Source organism: Pseudomonas sp. NPDC088890 (assembly GCF_044900155.1).
In the GTDB taxonomy this organism is placed as follows: domain Bacteria; phylum Pseudomonadota; class Gammaproteobacteria; order Pseudomonadales; family Pseudomonadaceae; genus Aquipseudomonas; species Aquipseudomonas urmiensis.
The window spans coordinates 404,182-427,185 of sequence record NZ_JBJDNG010000004.1 but is presented as its reverse complement, the minus strand read 5'-3'; the positions used below and the strand labels follow the sequence as shown (position 1 = coordinate 427,185).

The window sequence follows — 23,004 nt, the reverse complement described above, 5'->3', positions numbered from 1 at the left end:
GCTTGCCCGCGAAGGGCGCAAAGCGGCCCCAAGATCTGCCAACCCAAGCGAACTTCCCCTGTCAGCCCACGCTCCTACTTGGTAACCCCTAGCCAGCGCGCCTGCCATGGATCTTGTGATCGCCCGCCCCGAAGGCCTGTACTGCCCGCCCGGTGATTTCTACATCGACCCGTGGCGCCCCGTCGAGCGCGCGGTGATCACCCATGGCCATGGCGACCACGCGCGCACCGGCAATGCGCGCTACCTGACTGCCGAACCCGGCGCGGGGGTTCTGCGCAGCCGCCTGGGCGCGGACATCAACCTACAGACCCTGGCCTACGGCGAGCGCCTCGATCACCACGGCGTCACCTTGAGCTTGCATCCTGCTGGGCACGTGCTCGGCTCGGCCCAGGTGCGCCTGGAATACCAGGGCGAGGTGTGGGTGGCCTCCGGCGACTACAAGGTCGAGCCCGACGCCACCTGCGCGCCCTTCGAGGCGGTGCGTTGCCACACCTTCATTACCGAATCGACCTTCGGCCTGCCGATCTACCGCTGGCCGCCACAGGCGGTGATATTCGAGCAGATCAACAGCTGGTGGCGGGCCAATCGCGATCAGGGCAAGGCCAGCGTGCTGTTCTGCTACGCCTTCGGCAAAGCGCAACGCATCCTGCATGGGCTGGATGCAAGCATAGGGCCGATTCTTGTGCATGGCGCAGTCGAGCCGCTGAACCGGGTCTACCGCGAAGCCGGGGTGGCCCTGCCCGAAACCCACTATGCCGGTGACTTTACCCGTAGCGATCCGCTGCTGCGTCAGGCCATCGTACTGGCGCCACCGTCTGCTGGCGGCAGCAGCTGGATGAAACGGTTTGGCGACTACAGCGACGCCTTCGCCAGCGGCTGGATGCGCCTGCGCGGCACCCGTCGGCGGCGCGGGGTGGATCGTGGTTTCGTCTTGTCTGACCACGCCGACTGGCCTGGATTACTCTGGGCCATCGAGCAAACCGGGGCCGAGCGGGTGATGGTGACCCATGGCTCGGTCAACGTGCTAGTGCGCTACCTGAGTGAACGCGGGCTGGATGCCCGCGGATTCGTCACCGAATACGGCGACGAAGACGACGCCAGCACCGAGCAGACTTCGCCATGAAGGCCTTCGCCGAGCTCTACCTGCGCCTGGACGCGACCACTTCCAGCAATGCCAAGCTGCAGGCCCTGCGCGACTACTTCAGCCAGGCGCCGGCCAAGGATGCGGCTTGGGCGGTGTATTTTCTCGCCGGCGGCCGCCCCCGGCAGTTGGTGCCGACGCGGCTGTTGCGTGAACTTGCCATCGAGCTGTCGTGCCTGCCGGACTGGCTGTTCGAAGAAAGCTACCAAGCAGTGGGAGACTTGGCCGAGACCATTTCCCTGCTGCTGCCGGACAACCCCCACGGCAGCGAGCAAGGTCTGGCCGAATGGGTCGAGCAGCATTTGCTACCGCTGCGTGGCCAGCCCCCGGAGGCGGTGCGCGAACGCCTGCCACAGCTGTGGGCACAGCTCGACCGGCAAAGCCTGATGCTGTGCCTGAAGCTGATCACCGGCAGCTTTCGGGTTGGCGTCTCCAAGCTGCTGGTCACCCGCGCCCTGGCTCAGCTCGCCGAGCTCGATGCCAAGCGCGTAGCGCAGCGGATGGTCGGCTATACCGACCTGAGCCATAAACCGAGCGCCGACAGTTACCTGAAGCTGATCGCTGCCGAGTCTGCCGATGAGCACAGCCAGCGTGGCGGGCAGCCCTACCCGTTCTTTCTCGCCCACGCGTTGCAGGCACCTACCGAGCAGTTCGCTGGGCTGCTCGGCCCGCCCAGCGACTGGCAAGTGGAGTGGAAATGGGATGGCATCCGCGCCCAGGTGGTCAAGCGTGATGGCCAGTTGTGGATCTGGTCGCGGGGCGAGGAATTGGTGACCGAGCGCTTCCCCGAACTGCACAGCCTCGCCTCGACCTTGCCCGATGGCTGCGTGCTCGACGGCGAGATCCTGGTCTGGAAACCTGGCGCAACGGCCGCAGAAGTGGCAGTGCAACCATTCGCTTTGTTGCAGCAGCGCCTCGGCCGCAAGACCCTGGGCAAGAAACTGTTGGCCGATGCGCCGGTGGTACTGCAAGCGTACGACCTGCTCGAATGGCAGGACCAGGACTGGCGCAACCGGCCCCAGCACGAGCGTCGCGCGCAGCTGGAACGGCTGGTGGAGCAATACCCACTGGCACCTGTCCTGCTCTCGCCCTTGTTGCAAGGGGATGACTGGGCCGATCTCGCCCGCCAGCGTGAGCAGTCACGCAGCCTAGGAGTGGAAGGCTTGATGCTCAAGCAGCGCGAGGCGCTCTACGGGGTCGGGCGCACCAAGGACATGGGCGTGTGGTGGAAGTGGAAGATCGATCCATTCAGCGTCGATGCGGTACTGATCTATGCCCAACGCGGCCATGGCCGGCGCGCCAGCCTGTACAGCGACTACACCTTTGCCGTCTGGGATGCGCCTGCTGGCACTGCCCAGCGCAGCTTGGTGCCCTTCGCCAAGGCCTACTCGGGGCTTAGTGACGAAGAGATGCGCAAGGTTGACGCGATCATTCGCAAGACGACGGTGGAAACCTTCGGGCCGGTGCGCAGCGTAACCCCTACCCTGGTGTTCGAACTGGGCTTCGAGGGCATCGCCCTGTCCAAGCGGCACAAGAGCGGAATTGCCGTGCGCTTTCCGCGAATGCTGCGCTGGCGATTGGACAAGCCGGTGGATGAGGCGGATGACCTGGGCACCCTGCAAGCATTGCTGGCGTGATTGACAGCGCAAAGCCACTGACAACATGCGCAATCGCCAAGTTTATGCTTCTATCTTCAATCGCAGACCGTTCAACCCAACGCCTACCAGGACCACCATGCACCACTCGACCCACGACCTGCTGTCGCCCGTTCCGGGCATCACCCGCCAGTTGCACAGTTTCCACTTCGGCCCACGCGGGGGCGGCAAGGTCTACATCCAGGCCTCGCTGCACGCCGACGAGCTGCCCGGCATGCTGGTGGCCTGGCACTTGAAGCAGCGTCTGCTGGAGCTTGAGCAGCAAGGCCGACTGCGCCAGGCGATTGCCTTGGTGCCGGTGGCCAATCCGGTGGGTCTGGAGCAGGTGCTGCTCGACGCCCCACTGGGGCGCTTCGAGCTACAGAGCGGGGAGAATTTCAACCGCAATTTCGTTGATCTGTCAGACAGCATCGGTGACCAGATCGAAGGCCATTTGACCGATGACCCGGCGCATAACCTTGCCTTGATCCGCGAGTACCTGCGCCGCGGCCTGGACGCTCACCCGGCGCGCACGCCGCTGCAGTCGCAGCGCCTGTGCCTGCAACGGCTAGCCTGCGATGCCGACATGGTGCTCGACTTGCACTGCGATTTCGAAGCGGTCGAGCATCTCTACACCACCCCAGAGGCCTGGCCCAAGGTCGAGCCGCTGGCACGCTACCTCGGCGCCCAGGCCAGCCTGCTGGCCACCGACTCTGGCGGCCAGTCGTTCGATGAATGCTTCAGCCTGGTCTGGTGGCAGTTGCAGCAACGTTTCGGCAAACGCTTCCCGATCCCGCAGGGCAGCTTCTCGGTGACTGTCGAGCTGCGCGGCCAGGCCGATGTCAGCCACGAACTGGCGAGCAAGGACAGCCAGGCGATCATCGACTTCCTCACCCATGCCGGCGTCATCGATGGCCAGCCCGCGCCTCTGCCTGCACTACCCTACCCAGCCTCGCCGCTGGCTGCGGTTGAGCCGGTCACCGCGCCGCTGGGCGGCCTGCTGGTGTTCCACGCCAAACCTGGCCAGTACCTGGAAGCCGGGCAACTGATCGCCGAGGTGATTGATCCGCTCAGCGATCGCGTGACCGCGCTACGCAACAGCCAGGCCGGGCTGTTGTACGCACGTAGCGTGCGGCGGATGGCTACCAGCGGAATGGTCATCGCTCATGTCGCCGGCGAAGAGATCTGCCGTAGCGGCTACCTGCTGGGTAATTGATCGAGTAAAACCAATCGCCGCGGCCAACGGTCTGTAGAAGCACAGCCTTCGACGGATCCGCCGCATGAGCGCCTCGACCGACCTTGCCAACGCCTGGTTTACCGCCCGCGGCTGGAAACCGTTCGCTTTCCAGCGCCAGGTCTGGGCGGCGGTCGAGCGAGGTGAGTCAGGCCTGGTGCATGCCAGCACTGGCGCTGGCAAGACCTATGCGGTGTGGCTGGCGGCACTGCGCGCCTTTGCCCAAGCAGGCACTGCACGCCAACCAGCGCCGCTACAGGTCCTGTGGGTCACCCCTATGCGCGCCCTGGCAGCAGACACCGCGCGCGCCTTACAGACGCCATTGGACGACCTGGAGCTGAACTGGAGCGTGGGCGTGCGCAGTGGCGATACCAGCGCTTCGGAGCGAGCGCGCCAAGCTCGACGCTTGCCCAGCACCCTGATCACCACACCCGAAAGCCTCACCCTGTTGCTGACCCGCGAACATGCGGTTGAAGACTTTTCTGCACTGCGCATGGTAGTCGTGGACGAATGGCACGAACTGCTCGGCAACAAGCGTGGCGTGCAGTTGCAACTGGCCTTGGCGCGCTTGCGCCGCTGGCGGCCGGAGCTGGTGGTCTGGGGGCTGTCGGCCACCCTCGGCAACCTGGAGCACGCCCGCGAAGTCTTGCTGCCTGGCGCCGGCGTACTGATAGAGGGCAGGCAAGACAAGCGTTTTGAGGTCGACACCCTGCTGCCGGAGGCCATCGAACGCTTCCCCTGGGCGGGCCATATGGGCCTGAAGATGCTCGCTCAGGTCAGCGCGCAAATTGACGCCAGCGCCAGTTGCCTGGTGTTCACCAATACCCGCGCGCAAGCCGAACTCTGGTATCAGGCCCTGCTCGAGCAGCGCCCCGACTGGGCTGGACTGATTGCCCTGCACCACGCCTCGCTGGCACGACAGACCCGCGACTGGGTCGAGCGCAGTCTCAAGCAGGGCACGCTCAAGGCGGTCATCTGCACCTCCAGCCTCGATCTGGGCGTGGACTTTCTACCGGTAGAGCGTGTGCTGCAGATTGGCTCGGCCAAGGGCATAGCCCGGCTACTGCAGCGCGCGGGGCGTTCCGGGCATGCGCCGGGGCGGGCCTCGCGGATCACCCTGGTGCCTACCCACAGCCTGGAACTGGTGGAAGCCGCAGCAGCCCGTCACGCCCTGGCAGCCGGCCAGATCGAGGCTCGTCAGTCGCCGCGCTTAAGCATGGATGTGCTGGTCCAGCATGTGGTCAGCATGGCTTTGGGCAGTGGCTTTCGACCGGAGCAATTGCTCCAGGAAGTGCGCAGCACCTGGGCGTTTCGCGATTTGCGTGATAGCCAGTGGCAATGGGCGCTGGACTTTGTCCGCCACGGTGGCGACTCACTCAGCGCTTACCCTGACTACCAGCGCGTAGTCGCCCACCCGGATGGTGTCTGGCGAGTGGCCAGCGAGCGCTTGGCCCGCCGCCACCGGATGGGCATCGGCACCATCGTCAGTGAGGCCAGTATCAACCTCAAGTACTGGAGCAAGGGTGGCGGTGGCAAAAGCCTGGGCAGTGTCGAAGAGGCCTTCATCGCCCGCTTGCGCCCCGGCGATACCCTGGTGTTCGCTGGCCGCGTGCTGGAGCTGGTGCGGGTCGAGAACATGACCGCCTACGTGCGTCGCAGCACCTCGCGCAAGGCCGCGGTAGCGCGCTGGAATGGCGGGCGCATGCCGCTTTCCAGCGAACTGGCCGATGCCCTGGTCGCCCAGCTGGACGCCGCCGCCCACGGCCACTTCAACGGCCCGGAGATGCGCGCCGTGCGTCCCTTGCTAACCTTGCAACACACGTGGTCAGTGCTGCCCACCGAGCAGACGCTGTTGGCCGAGACGCTCACCTCGCGCCAGGGCTCTCACCTGTTCCTCTACCCCTTCGCTGGACGCATGGCCAACCTGGGCCTGGCCAATCTGCTGGCCTGGCGAGTCAGCCGGGTGCAGCCACTGTCGGTGTCGATCGCCGTTAGCGACTATGGCTTCGAGCTGCTCAGCCCGAGCGCTGTCGATTGGGCCAGCTACCTACCTCCGGCGCTGTCCACCGATAACCTGCTGGAGGACGTGTTGGCCAGTCTGAACGCCGGCGAAATGGCCCTGCGGCGCTTTCGCGAAATCGCCCAGATCGCCGGCTTGGTGTTTGGCGGCTATCCGGCGGCGCAAAAAAGTACCCGGCAGATTCAGGCATCCAGCGGCCTGTTCTATGAAGTGTTTCGCAAGCATGACGCGGGTAATCTGCTGCTGGGCCAGGCGCGCGATGAAGTGTTGCGCGAGGAGTTGGAGATCGAACGGCTGCATCGGCAACTGCTGAAGATGAGCAGGCTGCGCCTGGATTTACGCGCTCTGCGCCGGCCCGGGCCGCTGGCGTTTGCGCTGTTGGTCGAAGGCATGCGCGAGACGTTGAGCACCGAGAAACTGGCCGATCGCATTGCGCGGATGGTCGCTGACCTGGAAAAAGTGGCAGATAGAGGCTGAGGGGCGCCAGACCGATGAGCTACCAAGCGTTGGACATCGTCAACGATCCTGAAGGAGTGTCATGGGCCAGCACCTGGTAATCGAACACTGTGGCGAAACCCTCTGGCTGCTACCGGACAAGGCCCTGTATTGGCCTGCCCGACGCGCCTTGCTGGTGGCCGACGTGCACATCGGCAAAGCCGCAAGCTTTCGCGCGCTGCATCAACCGGTGCCTCGCGGCACCACCGACGCCACGCTTGCCCGACTGGATGCGTTGCTCGATGCCTACGATTGCGAGCAGCTGATCGTGCTGGGCGACTTTCTCCATGCGCGCCCGGCGCGCGCACCCACAATCGTCGCCAAGCTCACGGCTTGGCGCCAGCGCCATCGCCACCTGCAAATGGTATTGGTGCGCGGCAATCACGACCGCCACGCTGGGGATCCGCCAGCAGAGCTGGACATCGCGATCAAGGATGAACCCTGGCTTCTGCCGCCCTTCGCCTTGCAGCACGAACCGACTGCGAACCCAACCCACCCCGTGCTGGCGGGGCACATTCATCCGGTCTTCATACTGCGCGGCAGAGCCCGACAGCGCTTGCGCCTGCCGTGTTTTCTGATCGATGACAATGTCAGCCTATTGCCCGCCTTTGGTGAATTCACCGGCGGCTGGACGGTCGAGCCACACGCCGCCACCCGCGTGTTCGTCGCGGGGGCTGAGCAGGTCTGGGCGCTGCAGCGCTGATCAGGCTACAGGGGCAGGAGGCGGCTCATCGGGCAAAGTTGGCTCGCCCGGTTCCATCGGTGGATGCTCACCAGGTTCGGGCGGCTGCGGGGTGTCGGGATCAGGCTGGTGCGGCACGCCACCGGCTTGCAGCGGCGGATGGGCCAGCAGTGACCATGCAAGCAACCCGATCTGGTTGGGCTGCAAGACGGCCAGCTTCGCACTGATTGCGGGATTGAGTTTCATAGACAGCTCCTGACGAGAGCCAGCGCACGTCATGCGCGCTGGAACTGTTCACTCGTTGGAGTGCCAGGCGGGGCAGGAATTCCCCGCGCTCGTCGGCTCAGGTGCGCGGCAGGGTGACGCCACGCTGGCCCTGGTACTTGCCACCGCGGTCCTTGTAGGACACTTCACACTCTTCGTCGGACTCCAGGAACAGCATCTGCGCCACGCCTTCATTGGCGTAGATCTTCGCCGGCAGCGTGGTGGTGTTGGAGAACTCGAGGGTCACATGGCCTTCCCACTCGGGCTCGAGCGGGGTGACGTTGACGATGATGCCGCAGCGGGCATAGGTGCTCTTGCCCAGGCAGATGGTCAGCACATTGCGTGGAATGCGGAAGTACTCGACGGTGCGGGCCAAGGCAAAGGAGTTGGGCGGGATGATGCAGACGTCGCTCTTGACGTCGACAAAGCTGCCGGCATCGAAGTTCTTCGGATCGACGGTGGCCGAATTGATGTTGGTGAAGACCTTGAATTCGTCAGCGCAGCGTACGTCGTAGCCATAGCTGGAGACGCCGAAGGAGATCACCCGGCTATCTGCTTCGCCGCGCATCTGGCGCTCGACGAACGGTTCGATCATGCCGTGTTCCTGCGCCATGCGGCGAATCCACTTATCCGATTTGATGCTCATGGCGGGGGGTGTCCTGAGAGTGCGAGGTAAAAAACAAGATGCGCATCTTACCGGTCCCGGCGTCTGGGTTAAAGTTCCATGCCGTATCCCGCGTCGGACGGGGCTTGCGGCCGCCGTCGATCCGAATTTCATCAAACCGGCTTTTGACCATTGGCAGGTCGCGGAAAGTGGGTTAAGGTGACGCCACTGTGCTGCACGTGACACCGAGAATCTCTAGTTTGATGCACGATTTCCATCGGCCCATCGCTGAATTTTCCTACTCTTTGCACTCAGTCCGGCCAGGGCGTTTCCTGTGCCGAAATTTACTTTGTCCAAGGAGACAGACACATGTCCAACCGTCAATCCGGTACCGTCAAGTGGTTCAACGATGAGAAAGGCTACGGCTTCATCACCCCTCAGTCGGGTGACGACCTGTTCGTGCACTTCAAAGCCATCCAAGCTGACGGCTTCAAGACCCTGAAAGAAGGCCAAGCTGTTACTTTCGTCGCTACCCGCGGCCAGAAAGGCATGCAGGCTGAAGAAGTTCAACTGGCCTAATCCAGTTTAGCTTCAAGAAAAACCCGCCTTTTGGCGGGTTTTTTTGTGCCTGCAAAAACATCCAGCTGCTGGGCAGTAGCAGCGGGCTGGCCTACGACAGCGTCAGCACGTGCGACGCTATCGCGGGGCATGCCCGCTCCCACGGTCAGTCTTCGCTGATGGTGATATTGGGCATTGCCGGTGCTGCGGCTTCCTGCTGCACGATCCGCGCACCGACGTGCCGCGCCAGCTCTTGATAGACCATGGCGATCTGGCTTTCAGGTTCAGCGATCGCAGTAGGCTTGCCGCTATCGGCCTGCTCACGGATCAGCATCGACAGCGGCAGCGAGGCCAGCACTTCGACCCCGTACTGGGCGGCCAGCTTGGCGCCACCGCCTTCACCGAACAGATGCTCGGCATGCCCGCAGTTCGAGCAGATATGCACGGCCATGTTCTCGACCACACCCAACACCGGAATGTTGACCTTGCGGAACATTTCCACGCCCTTCTTGGCATCGAGCAGCGCCAGGTCTTGCGGGGTGGTGACGATCACCGAACCTGCCACCGGCACTTTCTGCGCCAGAGTCAGCTGGATGTCGCCAGTGCCGGGTGGCATGTCGATCACCAGGTAATCAAGATCATCCCAGGCGGTCTGGGTCACCAGTTGCAGCAGCGCTCCGGACACCATCGGACCACGCCAGACCATCGGTGTGTTGTCGTCGGTCAGAAACGCCATGGACATCACTTCGACGCCGTGGGCGTTGAGCGGCACGAACCACTTCTGGTCACGGATCTGCGGACGGGTACCTTCGGCGATACCGAACATCACCCCTTGGCTCGGGCCATAGATGTCGGCGTCCAGAATACCTACCCGGGCACCTTCGCGGGCCAGGGCCAAGGCAAGGTTGGCGGCAGTGGTCGATTTACCCACCCCCCCCTTGCCCGATGCCACGGCGATGATGTTCTTGACGTTGGCCATGCCCGGGACTTGCGCCTGGGCCTTGTGCGCAGCGATCACGCAGTCGATGGCCACGTGCGCAGCCTCCACCCCGTCAAGATTGCCAATGGCCGTTTCCAATACCTGGGCCCAGCCGTTCTTGAACAGGCCTGCGGCATAACCCAGCTGCAGCTGGACCTTGACCTGCCCGCCCTGGATATCGATGGCGCGCACGCAACCGGCACTGACCGGGTCTTGGTTCAGGTATGGGTCGGTGTACTGGCGGAGCACGCCTTCGACGGCGGCACGTGTGACGGCACTCATGGAGACTCCCATTGGCAAACTGAATATGGAACAGACGCTTATGCTAACCCGTCAATCGTCTAGAGATGCGTGCTTGGGGTGAAATATATTCGCCAGCCCTTTATAGTGGCCGATCATCCATTTTTTTCCGTAGCCAGATAAGTAGCCGAGCCACCATGTCCGAGCCACGTCAGATTCTCGTCACCAGCGCCCTGCCCTATGCCAATGGTTCAATCCACCTTGGCCATATGCTGGAGTACATCCAGACGGACATGTGGGTTCGCTTCCAGAAGCTACGTGGCAACCAGTGCATCTATGTCTGTGCTGACGATGCCCATGGCTCGGCGATCATGCTCCGTGCCGAAAAAGAAGGCATCACCCCAGAGCAGCTGATTGCCAACGTCCAGGCCGAGCACAGCGGCGACTTCGCCGAGTTTCTGGTCGACTTCGACAACTTCCACTCGACCCACAGCGAAGAAAACCGCGAGCTGTCGAGCCTGATCTACACCCGTCTGCGCGAAGCCGGCCACATCGCCAATCGCTCGGTCACCCAGTATTTCGACCCTGAGAAGGGTATGTTCCTGGCCGACCGCTTCATCAAGGGCACCTGCCCTAAATGTGCGGCCGAAGACCAGTACGGCGACAACTGCGAAAAGTGCGGCGCCACCTACGCGCCCACCGAGCTGAAGAACCCCAAGTCGGCCATCTCTGGTGCCACTCCGGTCCTTAAAGACTCCCAGCACTTCTTCTTCAAGCTGCCAGACTTCCAGGCCATGCTGCAGCAATGGACCCGGAGCGGCACCTTGCAGGATGCGGTCGCCAACAAACTCGCCGAATGGTTGGACTCGGGCCTGCAAGAGTGGGACATCTCCCGCGATGCCCCATACTTCGGCTTCGAGATCCCTGGCGAGCCTGGCAAGTACTTCTATGTCTGGCTGGACGCACCGATCGGCTACATGGCCAGCTTCAAGAACCTCTGCGCACGCCGTCCGGAACTGGACTTCGATGCGTTCTGGAAAGAAGACTCCAGCGCCGAGCTGTACCACTTCATCGGCAAGGACATCGTCAACTTCCACGCCTTGTTCTGGCCAGCCATGCTTGAAGGCGCAGGCTTCCGCAAGCCTACCGCGATCAACGTGCACGGTTACCTGACCGTCAACGGCGCGAAGATGTCCAAGTCGCGCGGCACCTTCATCAAGGCGCGCACCTACCTCGATCACCTGGCCCCGGAATACCTGCGCTACTACTACGCATCCAAGCTGGGCCGTGGCGTCGATGACCTGGACCTGAACCTGGAAGACTTCGTGCAGAAGGTCAACTCTGACCTGGTCGGCAAAGTGGTGAACATCGCCAGCCGCTGCGCAGGCTTCATCCACAAGGGCAACCAAGGTGTACTGGTAGCGGGCGACGCCGCGCCGGAGCTGAGCGAGGCGTTCCTCGCCGCGGCACCGTCGATCGCCGAAGCCTATGAAGCGCGCGATTTTGCCCGCGCCATGCGCGAGATCATGGGCCTGGCCGACCGCGCCAACGCCTGGATCGCCGACAAGGCGCCATGGTCGCTGGCCAAGCAAGAAGGTAAACAGGACGAAGTGCAGGCGATCTGCGCCCAGGGCGTCAACCTGTTCCGTCAGTTGGTGATCTTCCTCAAGCCAGTACTGCCGGTATTGGCAGCCGATGCCGAGGCGTTCCTGAATGTCGCACCACTGACCTGGAACGATCACCTGTCGCGCCTGGAAAACCATCAGTTGAACGCCTTCAAACCACTGATGAGCCGGATCGAGCCAGCCAAGGTCGAAGCCATGGTCGCCGCCAGCAAGGAAGACCTGCTCGCCTCGCAGACTTCCAGCGCACCTGCCGGTAACGGCGAGCTGAGCAAAGAGCCACTGTCGGCAGAAATCGAGTTCGATACCTTCGCCGCCGTCGACCTGCGCGTAGCGTTGATCGTCAAGGCCGAGGCTGTACCAGGCGCTGACAAGCTGCTGCAACTGACCCTGGACATCGGTGACGAGCGCCGTAACGTATTCTCCGGCATCAAGTCGGCCTACCCTGACCCATCCAAGCTGGAAGGCCGCCTGACCATGATGGTCGCCAACCTCAAGCCGCGTAAAATGCGCTTTGGCATGTCCGAAGGGATGGTCATGGCTGCCGGCCCTGGCGGTGAAGAGATCTACCTGCTCAGCCCAGACAGCGGCGCCAAGCCGGGTCAACGCATCAAGTAAGTCTCCAGCCCCGGCCTTTGCGCCGGGGCTTTTTCATTCCCCGCCGCAGTGCCAGATATACTCAGTGCAGCCCACGGCTTTCGGCATTCTCATGAGCGACTACGTCCTGGTTCTGGTCAGCGCTGCGCTGATCAATCACCTGTTCTTGCACAAGGGTGCAGACTCGCAGCTGCAAGTGCATGCGTTGGGCCTCTCCAGCGCGGTGCTGATACTACTTGGGTTGCTCGGTGCGAAGCTGCTCGAGAGCCTCATTTTCACACCCTTGCAGATACAGCACCTGCAACTGTTGGCGCTGCTGCCGCTGCTGGCGAGTATTGCCTGGGGCTGGCCAACCCTGCTTGCCCGCCTAAGGCCAGCATGGCCCATCGCACAGATGCGCCCGGCATTGCTTTTGAATGTAACGGCCCTTGGCTTGGCCTTGCAGCTTAGCGCCGAGCGCAGTGACTGGGTGACCACCCTCGTCTGGGGACTGCTCGGTGGGCTGGGATTTTGGCTGGCCCTGGCCTTGTTCGACGACCTGCGCCAGCGCTGCCAGCATGAAGACGTGCCGGTCACGCTGCGCGGCCTGCCCATCGAGCTGTTGGCCGCCGGAATCATGGCCATGGCGTTTTCTGGCCTCAATGGATTGTTCACCACATGAGCCCGGCGCCTGACCCACGACTGCGCACGACCATGGGCCAGGTGTTGCTCGCCTGCGTGCCGGGCCTGTTGGCACTGCTCTGGCTACAAGGCTGGGGCGTACTGTTCAATCTGATCTTGTGCGCCTGCGCTGCCAGCGCCAGCGAAGCCTTGCTACTCAAGCTGCGCGGGCAACAGCTGTTGCCTTCGCTAGTCGATGGCAGCGCCTTGGTCACGGCAGTGCTACTGGCAGCGGCCTTACCGCCCTATGCGCCGTGGTGGCTTCCAGTGCTAGGCGCAAGTGTCGCCATCGGCATTGGCAAGCAAGCCTTTGGCGGAGTTGGACGCAACCTGTTCAATCCGGCAATGGTCGGTTACGCCTTCGTGCTCTTGAGCTTCCCGCTGCAGATGAACCATTGGCCGGGACCGATACCGGGATTACCAGAAAGCCTGCAACTGGTGTTTGGCAACGCCAGCATCGATGCCTGGGCCCAGCCCACCGTACTCGATGGCCTGCGCCACAACCGCAGCTTGACCATCGAAGAGCTGTTCGCCAGGCATCCAGGATTTGGCAGCATTGGCGGCCGCCCTGGCGAATGGGTCAACCTGGCATTTCTGCTCGGTGGGCTTTTTTTGCTGCAGCGCAAGGTCTTCAGCTGGCACGCGCCAGTGGGCCTACTGGGTGGGCTGTTAGTGTTCAGCCTGCTGGGCTGGAACGGTTCGGGCTCCGACTCCCATGGCTCACCACTGTTGCACCTGTTCAGCGGCTCGACCATGCTGGCCGCCTTCTTTATCGCTACCGAGCCCGTGTCCGGCCCCAAGCCTGCGCTGGCGCGGCTACTGTTCGGCGTTGGTGCAGGGTTGTTGATCTATCTGATCAGGACTTGGGGCAACTACCCTGACGGCAGCGCCTTCGCCATTTTACTGATGAACCTTGCAGTGCCGTCCCTTGAGCGTCTGGCGATGCGCCGGCAGCAGGCGACTTCATGAACAGCGTGGCACGTCAGGCCTTGGTGCTGACACTGGTCGGCAGTTTGTCGCTGGCGGTGACGGTGGCCTGGTGGCAGCTCACAGAGAAGCCCATCGAGCAAACACAGCGCGAGTTGCAGAGCCGTCAGTGGCTGGCGGTATTGCCGTCTGACAGCTACGACAACGATCCTTTGCAGGCCCCACTGCACCTGGAAAATATCCAGCTTGCCCACAGCCAGCTACTTGCGGGCTTTCGCGCCACCCTGTCGGCAAAACCGATAGCAGTGGTGTTGCGCAGCCGTACTCAAGGCTATGCCGGGCCGATAGAGCTGGCCATTGCCGTTGCGGCAAATGGGCGGCTGCTTGGCATTGAGGTATTGCACCAGCAGGAAAGCCCTGGATTGGGTGATCGCCTAGTCGACCCTGCTCTGCGCTGGCTGGATCAATTTATCGGCCGCACGCACTCGGATGCCTGGGCGATCAAACGTGATCAGGGGGATTTCGATCAGCTGGCAGGGGCTACGGTTACCTCTCGCGCGGTGATTGATGCCTTGCAAGATGCCTTGCGCTACTTCGACGAACACCGCGCCGCCCTGATCGAAGGCAATCCTGATGAATAGATTGTGGTTTTTCAGCGTCAGTCTGGTGCCCTTGCTGGGCGCGACCCGCACACTGCTCCAGGCGGCGGCAATCTGCGGCTGTGCGGTTCTGCTGATGGTCTCGCATCAAGCCTTGTTGACGCCCTTGCGCCGGCAGCTCAGCGGCTATCTCTACCTGCTGGCGAGCGTCCTGCTGATCGCAGCACTGACCAGCTGCCTACATATGAGCCTGCATGCCTGGGCACTACCGCTGGCCTTGGCGCTCGGTCACTACCCGCTATTGCTCAGCGTGCAATGCCTGGCAGCCGATCATCTATTACCCCAGCAAGCACGATGGCGCTCATTGGCCCTGCATCTAGCTGGCTTCGTCACAGCCGGCCTGTTGCTCGGTGCGCTGCGCCAGTGGCTGACGAGCAGCACTGATCTATACCTGGCCAATCTGGCTCCAGGTGCATTGATACTGCTCGGCCTGCTGCTTGCCTTGTACAATCGCCTGCGTCCGGGGCCTGCCCCTTCACGTCGTCAAGGAATTCGTTGACCCCATGAATGCTGCCAAACGCCTGGAGATTTTTCGCAGGCTGCACGAAGACAATCCTGATCCGAAGACTGAACTGGCCTACACCACGCCCTTCGAGCTGCTCATCGCAGTGATCCTGTCTGCCCAAGCCACTGATGTCGGTGTCAACAAGGCCACTGCACGCCTGTATCCGGTTGCCAATACACCTGAGGCGATCTATGCGCTAGGGGTCGAAGGCTTGAGCGAGTACATCCGCACCATCGGCCTGTTCAACAGCAAAGCTAAGAACGTTATCGAGACCTGTCGTTTGTTGATTGAGCAACATGGAAGCGAGGTGCCGCAAACCCGTGAAGCGCTCGAAGCACTCCCGGGAGTTGGCCGCAAGACCGCCAATGTGGTGCTCAATACCGCTTTCCGCCAGCCGGCGATGGCTGTCGACACGCATATCTTTCGGGTCAGCAATCGAACCGGCATCGCACCAGGCACGACCGTGCTGGAGGTGGAAAAGAAATTGATGAAATTCGTTCCCAAAGATTACCTGCTCGATGCTCATCACTGGCTGATCCTGCACGGCCGCTACGTCTGCCAGGCGCGCAAGCCGCGCTGTGGTAGCTGTCGGATCGAGGACCTGTGCGAGTACAAGCACAAGACCTCCGATGATTGAGCCAATAGGTGAAAACACCGTCGAACGATTGAAAAAATCTTTTTTACCGCGATCGAGTTTCTCGTTATAAGGACGCCCAATGGCCCTTTGGCTTGGAGTAACTCATGAGCACCGATAAAGACGAGCTGTCGATCGACGATGATTTCACCGCTTCCGCTGATGACGAAGCAGAGCCTCAAGTGGAAACCGCAAAGACCAACCTGAGTAAACGCCGCACCATTGATAACATGCTCGAGGAGCGCCGCCTGCAGCGCCAGCTGTCCGACTACGACTACGACTTGTAACGCATCGAATCTTACTCTGCGCAAGCCTGTAGCTGGGGCTGCGTGCAGCCCAATCGCAGACTGCGATCGGGCCGCGCAGCGGCCCCTTGGCTTGGGCTCTAGTTGCTTAGTCAGGCCAGGCCATGACGCTGTGCCAGTTCTATCAGATCGACCAACGAGCGAGCGTTGAGCTTGAGCAGCAAACGTGTTTTGTAGGTACTGACGGTCTTGTTACTCAGAAACATGCTATCGGCAATGTCCTTGTTGCTTTTACCCCGCGCCAATTGCTGCAGCACCATCATTTCCCTGGCCGATAGACGCTCGACCATTTCCACCTCACTACCGTTATTCAGACTTCCACGGGTCTTGTGCAACGCCTGATTGGGAAAGTAGCTGTAGCCGGACAATACCGCCTTTATGGCACTGAGCAGTTCAGTCAGCTCTTGTTGTTTACACACATATCCGGCGGCGCCAGCCTGCATGCAACGCATCGAAAAATGCCCAGGTGCCTGCGAGGTGAGTACCAGCACTTTACTGCCAGGACTGGCCAAGGTCATCCGCGCAATCACCTCGAGCCCATCCAGTTTGGGGATGCCGATATCCAGCACGACGATGTCGGGTAGATGCTCCCGTGTCAATTGCAGGGCATCCACACCATTATCAGTTTCCGCCACCACCTCATAGCCATGCCGTTGCATCAGCATGCGCACGGCCAGGCGGATAACAGGATGATCATCCACGATAAGCACTTTATTCATGCGATATCCATTGATTCGTTATTTTTTGCAGGCGTAACAATAACCGAGGAGAACCTTCAATGGGTCTATGAATTGCCCTTTAAACGCATGCAAAGATGAGTACTACATAAAATAAGGAATAGTCCTACAAACAAGGAGTGGGCAAGTTGTTTAACCGTTGATAATTAGGTCCAACATCTCTAAGCACTCGCCTGGTAGCACTCACTCAACCGAAGCAGCAGAAGCCAGAAATCAATTGGCACCCGCCATCCCCACTTGCCCATGGGAATGACTTCCTTTTGTTTTTAAACGTCATTACAGGTACATATAAAAAAATCCAATGTAAGGCTGCAGTCATGAACATTGAAAAGGGCCTGGGTCCATTGACGCTCATCGCCATCTTTGCCGGCATCGTTGAAGCCTCGGCCTTGGCTTCGCTGCCGTTTCTCTCTGAAAGCAGTCAGACAATCTACACTTGGTTTTTGGTCGGCTTCCCCTTCTTCTTAACGGTGCTGTTTTTTCTGACGCTGAATTTCAATCACCGCTCTCTATACCAGCCCCCCTCACCCTCCACCGCCGACAGACACTCTGTGCCCCCTGCGAACATTACTGCGCAGCCTTCATTACACGCCCCAGACCAAAACAGTCAAATTATTGCCTTGTCTGGCCCTGAAGCGCAGAAGTTCATCGAAACTCACATTTTGCGGACTCTCAGCCACCCTCACGCGCAGCCCCGGAGTTGGACCTTGTGTAATTTGGATACACGCATGCGCATCAAGTTGATTGTTCACCCGGTTGCCGACGACGAGGAACTGGCTGACTTTTGACAGAGACAAAAAACCCGGCGCAAGGCCGTAATACTGTTCACTTAAGATGATTTTGGGGCCGCTCTGCGCCCCTTCGCGGGCAAGCCCGCTCCCACAGGTACGGCGCCGACCAACCGAGCGGCGCTATACCTGTGGGAGCGGGCTTGCCCGCGAAGGGGCGCAGAGCGGCCCCAAAGCAGGCGACAAGGGCCTTAAGTGAACAGCATTACGGCGCAAGGCCGGGTTTTTCAAAACAGCGCGTTATTACAGTAGCGAGCGGCCCTTGTTAGCGGCAATCCGCATACGCAGGGCGTTGAGCTTGATGAAGCCAGCAGCATCGGCCTGATTGTAGGCGCCGCCGTCTTCTTCGAAAGTCGCGATGTTAGCATCGAACAGTGAATCGTCCGACTTGCGACCAACAACAGTGACGTTGCCCTTGTACAGCTTCAGGCGAACCACGCCATTGACGTTGACCTGGGACGCATCGATCATCTGCTGCAGCATGACCCGCTCTGGGCTCCACCAGTAACCGGTGTAGATCAGGCTGGCGTATTTTGGCATCAGCTCATCTTTGAGGTGAGCGACTTCACGGTCGAGGGTGATCGACTCGATGGCGCGGTGAGCGCGCAGCATGATGGTGCCGCCTGGGGTCTCGTAGCAGCCACGCGACTTCATGCCCACGTAACGGTTTTCGACGATGTCCAGACGACCGATACCGTTGGCGCCGCCGATGCGGTTCAGGTCAGCCAGCACGGTAGCCGGGGACTTCTCGACGCCGTCGATGGCAACGATGTCGCCATTGCGGTAGGTCAGCTCGATGTAGGTTGCCTGGTCTGGTGCGTTCTCTGGCGAGACGCTCCAACGCCACATGTCTTCTTCGTGCTCGGTCCAGGTATCTTCCAGGACACCGCCTTCGTAGGAGATGTGCAGCAGGTTGGCGTCCATCGAGTACGGTGATTTTTTCTTGCCGTGGCGCTCGATCGGGATGCCGTGCTTCTCGGCGTAGTCCATCAGTTTTTCGCGGGACAGCAAGTCCCACTCACGCCATGGGGCGATGACCTTGACACCAGGCTTGAGCGCATAGGCACCCAGCTCGAAGCGCACCTGGTCGTTGCCTTTACCAGTAGCGCCGTGGGAGATAGCGTCGGCGCCGGTTTCGTTGGCGATTTCGATCAAGCGCTTGGCAATCAGCGGACGAGCGATGGAAGTACCCAGCAGGTACTCGCCTTCGTAGACGGTGTTGGCGCGGAACATCGGGAATACGAAGTCACGCACGAATTCTTCGCGCAGGTCGTCGATGTAGATTTCTTTCACGCCCATCGCCTGAGCCTTGGCGCGGGCCGGTTCGACCTCCTCGCCCTGCCCCAGGTCAGCGGTGAAGGTCACCACTTCGCAGTTGTAGGTATCCTGCAGCCACTTGAGAATCACCGAAGTATCAAGGCCGCCGGAATACGCCAGTACGACCTTATTTACGTCCGCCATGCCATCACTCCACGGGGTTGTACGGAAAGCGATTGATTCTACCGGCGTCAGTGACAAATTTACAGTGGGGCGACAGCTTCTGACGACAAAGCGACAGGAACTGTCGACGGCGCGACTATGGGTTGGTGGCGGTTATCCAAGTTTAGTGGCGACTAGAGCTGTTTGGCGGCAGGCGCAGCAGCGGGCGCTGATGTCGAAGCCGGCGCAGCAGGCGCCTGCTCAAGCGGCTTCTCGACCGGCTTGGCAACCGGCGTAACCCGATCCAGCTCAATATTCACTCGACGGTTGCGCGCACGATTGGCGGCGCTGTTGTTCTTGGCCAGCGGGTACCGCTCGCCATGGAATCGCACGGTGATCTGCTCTTCCGGCACGCCATGCGCCTTCAGGTAATCAGCTACGGCCAGGGCGCGGCGCCGCGAATTTTCCCGATTGGTCAGGCGATTGCCGCTGTTGTCGGAGTGGCCGTTGAGCTCGATGTGATTTACCGACGGGTCTGCCTTGAGATAATCGAGGATCACATCCAGTCGCGCCCGGGCATTGCTGTCCAGATCGACCCCGGTGGGGAAGCCGACCTGGGTCTGGCGAATCTGGTCGTAGTTCATTGGCAGCAACTTACCGGCACACGCCTGATAATCGCTGTAGGCCTTGGCGAAGCTTACCGGCAGTACTCGCACTTCCATGGCCCGGCCGCCTTCGCCGGTGTAGTTGCGCACCACCGTGCTGCGCCCATCGAGCAGGCCATTGATCAGACGACTGGCCTGGCCCTGGGACGAGGTGAACAGCACGCCGGTACGCGCCATACGCACGGCGCCCAGGTTGATATCGCCACGCCCAGGCTGCCAGGGCGCTGCAGCAGCGAGCAAAGTGGCCGAACCCGCTCCCAACACGTTGCTGTTGGAACGCAGCTGGAAGGTCGGCTGCTCGCCGGCGCGCCGCACGAACTCGCCGCTGCCAAAGCCTTCGATCGGCTGGACCAATCGGCACTCGAACTGGTCACCCTCGACCGTCCAGGCGATGTTCTCCATCCGAGTCTGGAAGGTCAGTGCACCGGCCGGCAGGCTGGCAAACAGAGTGAACAGGGCTAGGTAACGCTGGCGCACGGGCGGCTCCACAAATTCTGACGGCTTACCTGCAGGCTATCGGTCGGCTGGCGGAAAACTTGATAGCCGTGCTCGCCCAAGGGTTTTCCGGTAGCATTCACCCTTGAGTTCGACCCGCCTGGAATTCCCAATGTCCGACCGCCTGACCCTCCTGCGTCCCGACGACTGGCACATCCATCTGCGCGATGGTGCCGTCTTGCCCCACACCGTTGGTGACGTGGCGCGCACCTTCGCCCGTGCCATCATCATGCCCAACCTGGTCCCGCCGGTGCGCGACGCCGCCGAGGCTGGCGCCTACCGCGAGCGCATCCTTGCCGCTCGCCCGGCAGGCAGCCGCTTCGAGCCGCTGATGGTGCTGTACCTCACCGATCGCACCAGCCCTGACGACATCCGCGCGGCCAAGGCCAGTGGCTTCGTGTACGCCGCCAAGCTTTACCCGGCTGGCGCTACGACCAACTCCGATTCCGGCGTGACCAGCATCGATAACATCTTCCCGGCTATCGAAGCCTTGGCCGAAACCGGCATGCCATTGCTGGTACACGGCGAGGTGACCCGGGCCGAGATCGACGTGTTCGACCGCGAAAAACGCTTCATCGACGAGCATATGCGGCGTCTGGTCGAGCGTTTCCCGACGCTCAAGGTGGTGTTCGAGCACATCACCACGGCCGATGCTGCGCAGTTCGTCACCGAGGCCCCAGCCAACGTTGGCGCGACCATTACCGCCCAGCACCTATTGTACAACCGCAACCACATGCTGGTCGGCGGCATTCGCCCGCATTTCTACTGCCTGCCGATCCTCAAGCGCAACACCCATCAGGTGGCGCTGCTGGACGCCGCTACCAGTGGCAATCCCAAGTTCTTCCTCGGCACCGACTCGGCGCCGCATGCCCAACATGCCAAGGAAGCGGCCTGTGGCTGCGCCGGTTGCTACACCGCCTATGCGGCCATCGAGATGTACGCCGAGGCGTTCGAGCAGCGCAATGCGCTGGACAAGCTCGAAGGCTTTGCCAGCTTGCACGGCCCGGCCTTCTATGGCCTGCCGGCAAACACCGACACCATTACCCTGGTCCGCGAAGAGTGGACTGCGCCAAGCAGCCTGCCGTTTGGCGACAATACTGTGATTCCGCTGCGCGCCGGTGAAAAACTGCGCTGGCGCCTGCTGGAGGAAAACGCGTGAGCGAAGATCTGTACGAAGACGACCAGGAAGGTCAAACCGGCGGTCCTCGCCACCCGATGGCCGAGCGCTTTCGTGGTTACCTGCCAGTAGTGGTGGATGTCGAGACTGGCGGCTTCAACAGCGCTACCGACGCACTGCTGGAGATCGCCGCAGTTACCATCGGCATGGATGAGAAGGGCTTCCTGTTCCCGGAACACACCTATTTCTTCCGCGTCGAGCCGTTCGAAGGCGCCAACATCGAAGCGGCCGCCCTGGAGTTCACCGGGATCAAGCTCGATCACCCACTGCGCATGGCCGTGAGTGAGGAAAGCGCGCTGACCGATATCTTCCGTGGCGTGCGCAAGGCGCTCAAGGCCAACGGCTGTAAGCGGGCGATCCTGGTTGGTCACAACAGTAGCTTCGACCTGGGCTTCCTCAACGCAGCAGTGGCGCGCAACGACCTCAAGCGCAACCCGTTCCATCCGTTCTCCAGCTTCGACACCGCCACCCTGGCCGGCCTTGCCTATGGTCAGACCGTGCTGGCGCGAGCGTGCCAGAGCGCGGACATCGACTTCGATGGTCGTGAGGCGCATTCGGCCCGTTATGACACCGAGAAGACCGCCGAGCTGTTCTGCGGCATCGTCAACCGCTGGAAAGAGATGGGCGGCTGGCGCGACTTCAACGATTGATCCAAAGGCCGCACTGCAGGGCCGGGCCGCTGCCACATATCCATTACGAGAGTGGGAGTAGCCGTGCTGCGCGATGGGGCTTTGAGCACGCATAAAAAAACCGGCCACTTGGGCCGGTTTTTTTTATGCATGGCGCTTACAGCTTGCCAGCATTCTCGCTCAGGTAGGCAGCAACGCCTTCTGGCGAAGCGTTCATGCCTTTGTCGCCTTTTTTCCAGTTGGCAGGGCAAACTTCACCGTGCTCTTCGTGGAATTGCAGGGCGTCAACCAGACGCAGCAGCTCGTCCATGTTACGGCCCAGCGGCAAGTCGTTGACGATCTGCGAACGAACAACGCCGTTCTTGTCGATCAGGAAGGCGCCACGGAAAGCTACGCCGCCTTCGGACTCGACGTCGTAGGCTTTGCAGATTTCGTGGGTGATGTCAGCTGCCAGGGTGTACTTGACCTGGCCGATGCCGCCGTTGTTGACCGGGGTGTTACGCCAGGCGTTGTGGGTGAAGTGCGAGTCGATCGACACGCCGATCACTTCCACGCCGCGGGCAGCGAAGTCTGGGATGCGGTTGTCCAGGGCGATCAGCTCGGACGGGCAGACGAAGGTGAAGTCCAGCGGGTAGAAGAACACCAGGCCGTACTTGCCCTTGATGGCCGAGGCCAGGTTGAAGCTGTCGACGATTTCGCCGTTGCCCAGTACAGCTGGAACGGTGAAGTCGGGGGCTTGTTTACCAACGAGTACGCTCATTCGTTAACTCCTGATGATGGTGAAAAATCGTTGCCCGCACGCTGACAGCGCCAGGCATCCAACAAAGGCCGCCCATCATACACAGGTTCGAGTGACAGTCCGAATCCAACCGCCGGTCGCTCAAGGCGGGCGCTTTCAGAAAGCACTTTGACAAGCATTCTCATTACCATTAAGCTCCAATCCATCGACTCAACCCGCGATGGTCAGCCCTATGTATGTGTGTCTTTGTGTCGGCGTGACCGACGGACAGATCCGCGATGCGATCTACGAAGGATGCTGCAGCTACAAGGAAGTTCGAGCCGCCACCAATGTGGCCAGCCAATGTGGCAAGTGTGCCTGCCTCGCCAAGCAGGTGGTCCGCGAGACCCTGACCGACCTTCAGGTCAGCCAACAAGCCGCCCTGCCCTACCCCGTTGAATTTAATGCGGCCTGAAATACCAGCGAATTTGAAGAACCGGACCTCGTGTCCGGTTTTTTTATGCCTGTAATTCAATAAGTTAGCGCTCTAACGCGGTTCACAAACATTCTTATTCCGATTAAATTTCATTTATTATTCAATAACTTAGGTTTGACA

The 23,004-nt window shown here is 61.2% G+C and carries 24 protein-coding genes; 17 read left to right on the top strand and 7 right to left on the bottom strand.

The features are described from left to right. Positions 1-106 precede the first annotated feature (106 nt). The 5 genes from ACI2JX_RS12140 to pdeM all read left to right on the top strand — a co-directional run bounded on the left by ACI2JX_RS12140 (position 107) and on the right by pdeM (position 7,227). Entirely contained in the window at positions 107-1,123 is a 1,017-nt protein-coding gene (locus tag ACI2JX_RS12140; protein ID WP_404690149.1) for a ligase-associated DNA damage response exonuclease, read from the top strand. Beyond that, positions 1,120-2,778, top strand: coding sequence for an ATP-dependent DNA ligase (locus tag ACI2JX_RS12135; protein ID WP_404690148.1), 1,659 nt, complete (start codon positions 1,120-1,122; stop codon positions 2,776-2,778). Before ACI2JX_RS12140 ends, ACI2JX_RS12135 begins: the two co-directional genes overlap by 4 nt. Positions 2,779-2,875: 97 nt before the next feature. Next, positions 2,876-3,991, top strand: a complete 1,116-nt coding sequence (locus tag ACI2JX_RS12130; RefSeq protein WP_404690147.1) for a succinylglutamate desuccinylase/aspartoacylase family protein — start codon at positions 2,876-2,878, stop codon at positions 3,989-3,991. Between the two features lie 64 nt (positions 3,992-4,055). Next, positions 4,056-6,506 carry a ligase-associated DNA damage response DEXH box helicase gene (locus ACI2JX_RS12125; protein WP_404690146.1) on the top strand — a complete coding sequence of 817 codons (2,451 nt, stop codon included), beginning with the start codon at positions 4,056-4,058 and terminating at the stop codon, positions 6,504-6,506. Positions 6,507-6,567: 61 nt separating this feature from the next. Next, on the top strand, positions 6,568-7,227 hold the full coding sequence (pdeM, locus tag ACI2JX_RS12120) for a ligase-associated DNA damage response endonuclease PdeM (RefSeq protein WP_404690145.1): 660 nt from the start codon (positions 6,568-6,570) through the stop codon (positions 7,225-7,227). On the opposite strand, the gene ACI2JX_RS12115 is transcribed toward pdeM, so the two are convergent. Further along, positions 7,228-7,452 carry a hypothetical protein gene (locus tag ACI2JX_RS12115; RefSeq protein ID WP_186556222.1) on the bottom strand — a complete coding sequence of 75 codons (225 nt, stop codon included), beginning with the start codon at positions 7,450-7,452 and terminating at the stop codon, positions 7,228-7,230. It lies immediately after the preceding gene. 97 nt (positions 7,453-7,549) lie between these two features. Next, on the bottom strand, positions 7,550-8,116 hold the full coding sequence (gene dcd / locus ACI2JX_RS12110; protein ID WP_186556221.1) for a dCTP deaminase: 567 nt from the start codon (positions 8,114-8,116) through the stop codon (positions 7,550-7,552). A 327-nt stretch (positions 8,117-8,443) separates the two neighbouring features. Here dcd and ACI2JX_RS12105 point away from each other — a divergent pair, with 327 nt between their 5' ends. Further along, positions 8,444-8,653 carry a cold-shock protein gene (locus ACI2JX_RS12105; RefSeq protein WP_043197576.1) on the top strand — a complete coding sequence of 70 codons (210 nt, stop codon included), beginning with the start codon at positions 8,444-8,446 and terminating at the stop codon, positions 8,651-8,653. Between the two features lie 145 nt (positions 8,654-8,798). Here ACI2JX_RS12105 and apbC read toward each other — a convergent pair whose 3' ends face one another. Beyond that, complete coding sequence (gene apbC, locus ACI2JX_RS12100) at positions 8,799-9,893, bottom strand: iron-sulfur cluster carrier protein ApbC (RefSeq protein ID WP_368971398.1); 1,095 nt, start codon at positions 9,891-9,893, stop codon at positions 8,799-8,801. 155 nt (positions 9,894-10,048) lie between these two features. Here apbC and metG point away from each other — a divergent pair, with 155 nt between their 5' ends. The 7 genes from metG to ACI2JX_RS12065 all read left to right on the top strand — a co-directional run bounded on the left by metG (position 10,049) and on the right by ACI2JX_RS12065 (position 15,742). Continuing rightward, positions 10,049-12,091, top strand: a complete 2,043-nt coding sequence (metG, locus tag ACI2JX_RS12095; protein ID WP_404690144.1) for a methionine--tRNA ligase — start codon at positions 10,049-10,051, stop codon at positions 12,089-12,091. A 91-nt stretch (positions 12,092-12,182) separates the two neighbouring features. Beyond that, the gene (locus ACI2JX_RS12090; RefSeq protein WP_404690143.1) at positions 12,183-12,731 is read left to right on the top strand and encodes an Rnf-Nqr domain containing protein; all 549 of its coding nucleotides are present in this window, start codon (positions 12,183-12,185) and stop codon (positions 12,729-12,731) included. Further along, on the top strand, positions 12,728-13,699 hold the full coding sequence (locus tag ACI2JX_RS12085; RefSeq protein ID WP_404690142.1) for an RnfABCDGE type electron transport complex subunit D: 972 nt from the start codon (positions 12,728-12,730) through the stop codon (positions 13,697-13,699). Before ACI2JX_RS12090 ends, ACI2JX_RS12085 begins: the two co-directional genes overlap by 4 nt. Then, a complete protein-coding gene (locus ACI2JX_RS12080) occupies positions 13,696-14,298 on the top strand; it encodes an RnfABCDGE type electron transport complex subunit G (protein WP_404690141.1) in 603 nt (200 codons plus the stop codon). Before ACI2JX_RS12085 ends, ACI2JX_RS12080 begins: the two co-directional genes overlap by 4 nt. Further along, positions 14,291-14,815, top strand: coding sequence for an Rnf-Nqr domain containing protein (locus tag ACI2JX_RS12075; protein WP_404690140.1), 525 nt, complete (start codon positions 14,291-14,293; stop codon positions 14,813-14,815). Before ACI2JX_RS12080 ends, ACI2JX_RS12075 begins: the two co-directional genes overlap by 8 nt. A 4-nt stretch (positions 14,816-14,819) precedes the next feature. Further along, entirely contained in the window at positions 14,820-15,458 is a 639-nt protein-coding gene (gene nth / locus ACI2JX_RS12070; protein WP_404690139.1) for an endonuclease III, read from the top strand. Positions 15,459-15,562: 104 nt separating this feature from the next. Beyond that, positions 15,563-15,742, top strand: a complete 180-nt coding sequence (locus ACI2JX_RS12065; protein ID WP_186556213.1) for a PA3496 family putative envelope integrity protein — start codon at positions 15,563-15,565, stop codon at positions 15,740-15,742. Positions 15,743-15,852: 110 nt separating this feature from the next. On the opposite strand, the gene ACI2JX_RS12060 is transcribed toward ACI2JX_RS12065, so the two are convergent. Further along, entirely contained in the window at positions 15,853-16,479 is a 627-nt protein-coding gene (locus tag ACI2JX_RS12060) for a response regulator (protein WP_404690138.1), read from the bottom strand. Positions 16,480-16,814: 335 nt separating this feature from the next. Between ACI2JX_RS12060 and ACI2JX_RS12055 the strand changes: the two genes are divergently transcribed. Continuing rightward, positions 16,815-17,285 carry a hypothetical protein gene (locus tag ACI2JX_RS12055; RefSeq protein WP_404690137.1) on the top strand — a complete coding sequence of 157 codons (471 nt, stop codon included), beginning with the start codon at positions 16,815-16,817 and terminating at the stop codon, positions 17,283-17,285. A gap of 243 nt (positions 17,286-17,528) precedes the next feature. Here ACI2JX_RS12055 and ACI2JX_RS12050 read toward each other — a convergent pair whose 3' ends face one another. Beyond that, the gene (locus tag ACI2JX_RS12050) at positions 17,529-18,746 is read right to left on the bottom strand and encodes an argininosuccinate synthase (protein ID WP_027594196.1); all 1,218 of its coding nucleotides are present in this window, start codon (positions 18,744-18,746) and stop codon (positions 17,529-17,531) included. 152 nt (positions 18,747-18,898) lie between these two features. Next, positions 18,899-19,846, bottom strand: coding sequence for an OmpA family protein (locus ACI2JX_RS12045; RefSeq protein WP_264236331.1), 948 nt, complete (start codon positions 19,844-19,846; stop codon positions 18,899-18,901). Between the two features lie 130 nt (positions 19,847-19,976). Here ACI2JX_RS12045 and pyrC point away from each other — a divergent pair, with 130 nt between their 5' ends. Both pyrC and rnt read left to right on the top strand, forming a co-directional pair. Then, positions 19,977-21,023, top strand: a complete 1,047-nt coding sequence (gene pyrC / locus ACI2JX_RS12040) for a dihydroorotase (protein WP_264236330.1) — start codon at positions 19,977-19,979, stop codon at positions 21,021-21,023. Between the two features lie 56 nt (positions 21,024-21,079). Further along, positions 21,080-21,691: a ribonuclease T gene (gene rnt / locus ACI2JX_RS12035; protein ID WP_189661901.1), complete on the top strand. Its 612-nt coding sequence runs from the start codon at positions 21,080-21,082 to the stop codon at positions 21,689-21,691. 136 nt (positions 21,692-21,827) lie between these two features. On the opposite strand, the gene ACI2JX_RS12030 is transcribed toward rnt, so the two are convergent. Next, the gene (locus ACI2JX_RS12030) at positions 21,828-22,430 is read right to left on the bottom strand and encodes a peroxiredoxin (protein WP_112897608.1); all 603 of its coding nucleotides are present in this window, start codon (positions 22,428-22,430) and stop codon (positions 21,828-21,830) included. A gap of 211 nt (positions 22,431-22,641) precedes the next feature. Between ACI2JX_RS12030 and ACI2JX_RS12025 the strand changes: the two genes are divergently transcribed. Then, positions 22,642-22,863: a bacterioferritin-associated ferredoxin gene (locus tag ACI2JX_RS12025; RefSeq protein WP_186556207.1), complete on the top strand. Its 222-nt coding sequence runs from the start codon at positions 22,642-22,644 to the stop codon at positions 22,861-22,863. Positions 22,864-23,004 lie beyond the last annotated feature (141 nt).

Coding starts and splice junctions, on each gene's coding strand:
- metG (WP_404690144.1), top strand. CDS start 10,049: ATGTCCGAGCCACGTCAGATTCTCGTCACCAGCGCCCTGCCCTATGCC.
- ACI2JX_RS12115 (WP_186556222.1), bottom strand. CDS start 7,452: ATGAAACTCAATCCCGCAATCAGTGCGAAGCTGGCCGTCTTGCAGCCC.
- ACI2JX_RS12030 (WP_112897608.1), bottom strand. CDS start 22,430: ATGAGCGTACTCGTTGGTAAACAAGCCCCCGACTTCACCGTTCCAGCT.
- ACI2JX_RS12085 (WP_404690142.1), top strand. CDS start 12,728: ATGAGCCCGGCGCCTGACCCACGACTGCGCACGACCATGGGCCAGGTG.
- ACI2JX_RS12105 (WP_043197576.1), top strand. CDS start 8,444: ATGTCCAACCGTCAATCCGGTACCGTCAAGTGGTTCAACGATGAGAAA.
- ACI2JX_RS12025 (WP_186556207.1), top strand. CDS start 22,642: ATGTATGTGTGTCTTTGTGTCGGCGTGACCGACGGACAGATCCGCGAT.
- nth (WP_404690139.1), top strand. CDS start 14,820: ATGAATGCTGCCAAACGCCTGGAGATTTTTCGCAGGCTGCACGAAGAC.
- pyrC (WP_264236330.1), top strand. CDS start 19,977: ATGTCCGACCGCCTGACCCTCCTGCGTCCCGACGACTGGCACATCCAT.
- ACI2JX_RS12075 (WP_404690140.1), top strand. CDS start 14,291: ATGAATAGATTGTGGTTTTTCAGCGTCAGTCTGGTGCCCTTGCTGGGC.
- pdeM (WP_404690145.1), top strand. CDS start 6,568: ATGGGCCAGCACCTGGTAATCGAACACTGTGGCGAAACCCTCTGGCTG.
- ACI2JX_RS12090 (WP_404690143.1), top strand. CDS start 12,183: ATGAGCGACTACGTCCTGGTTCTGGTCAGCGCTGCGCTGATCAATCAC.
- ACI2JX_RS12080 (WP_404690141.1), top strand. CDS start 13,696: ATGAACAGCGTGGCACGTCAGGCCTTGGTGCTGACACTGGTCGGCAGT.
- ACI2JX_RS12135 (WP_404690148.1), top strand. CDS start 1,120: ATGAAGGCCTTCGCCGAGCTCTACCTGCGCCTGGACGCGACCACTTCC.
- ACI2JX_RS12060 (WP_404690138.1), bottom strand. CDS start 16,479: ATGAATAAAGTGCTTATCGTGGATGATCATCCTGTTATCCGCCTGGCC.
- ACI2JX_RS12065 (WP_186556213.1), top strand. CDS start 15,563: ATGAGCACCGATAAAGACGAGCTGTCGATCGACGATGATTTCACCGCT.
- dcd (WP_186556221.1), bottom strand. CDS start 8,116: ATGAGCATCAAATCGGATAAGTGGATTCGCCGCATGGCGCAGGAACAC.
- rnt (WP_189661901.1), top strand. CDS start 21,080: ATGGCCGAGCGCTTTCGTGGTTACCTGCCAGTAGTGGTGGATGTCGAG.
- ACI2JX_RS12050 (WP_027594196.1), bottom strand. CDS start 18,746: ATGGCGGACGTAAATAAGGTCGTACTGGCGTATTCCGGCGGCCTTGAT.
- ACI2JX_RS12055 (WP_404690137.1), top strand. CDS start 16,815: ATGAACATTGAAAAGGGCCTGGGTCCATTGACGCTCATCGCCATCTTT.
- ACI2JX_RS12140 (WP_404690149.1), top strand. CDS start 107: ATGGATCTTGTGATCGCCCGCCCCGAAGGCCTGTACTGCCCGCCCGGT.
- ACI2JX_RS12130 (WP_404690147.1), top strand. CDS start 2,876: ATGCACCACTCGACCCACGACCTGCTGTCGCCCGTTCCGGGCATCACC.
- apbC (WP_368971398.1), bottom strand. CDS start 9,893: ATGAGTGCCGTCACACGTGCCGCCGTCGAAGGCGTGCTCCGCCAGTAC.
- ACI2JX_RS12125 (WP_404690146.1), top strand. CDS start 4,056: ATGAGCGCCTCGACCGACCTTGCCAACGCCTGGTTTACCGCCCGCGGC.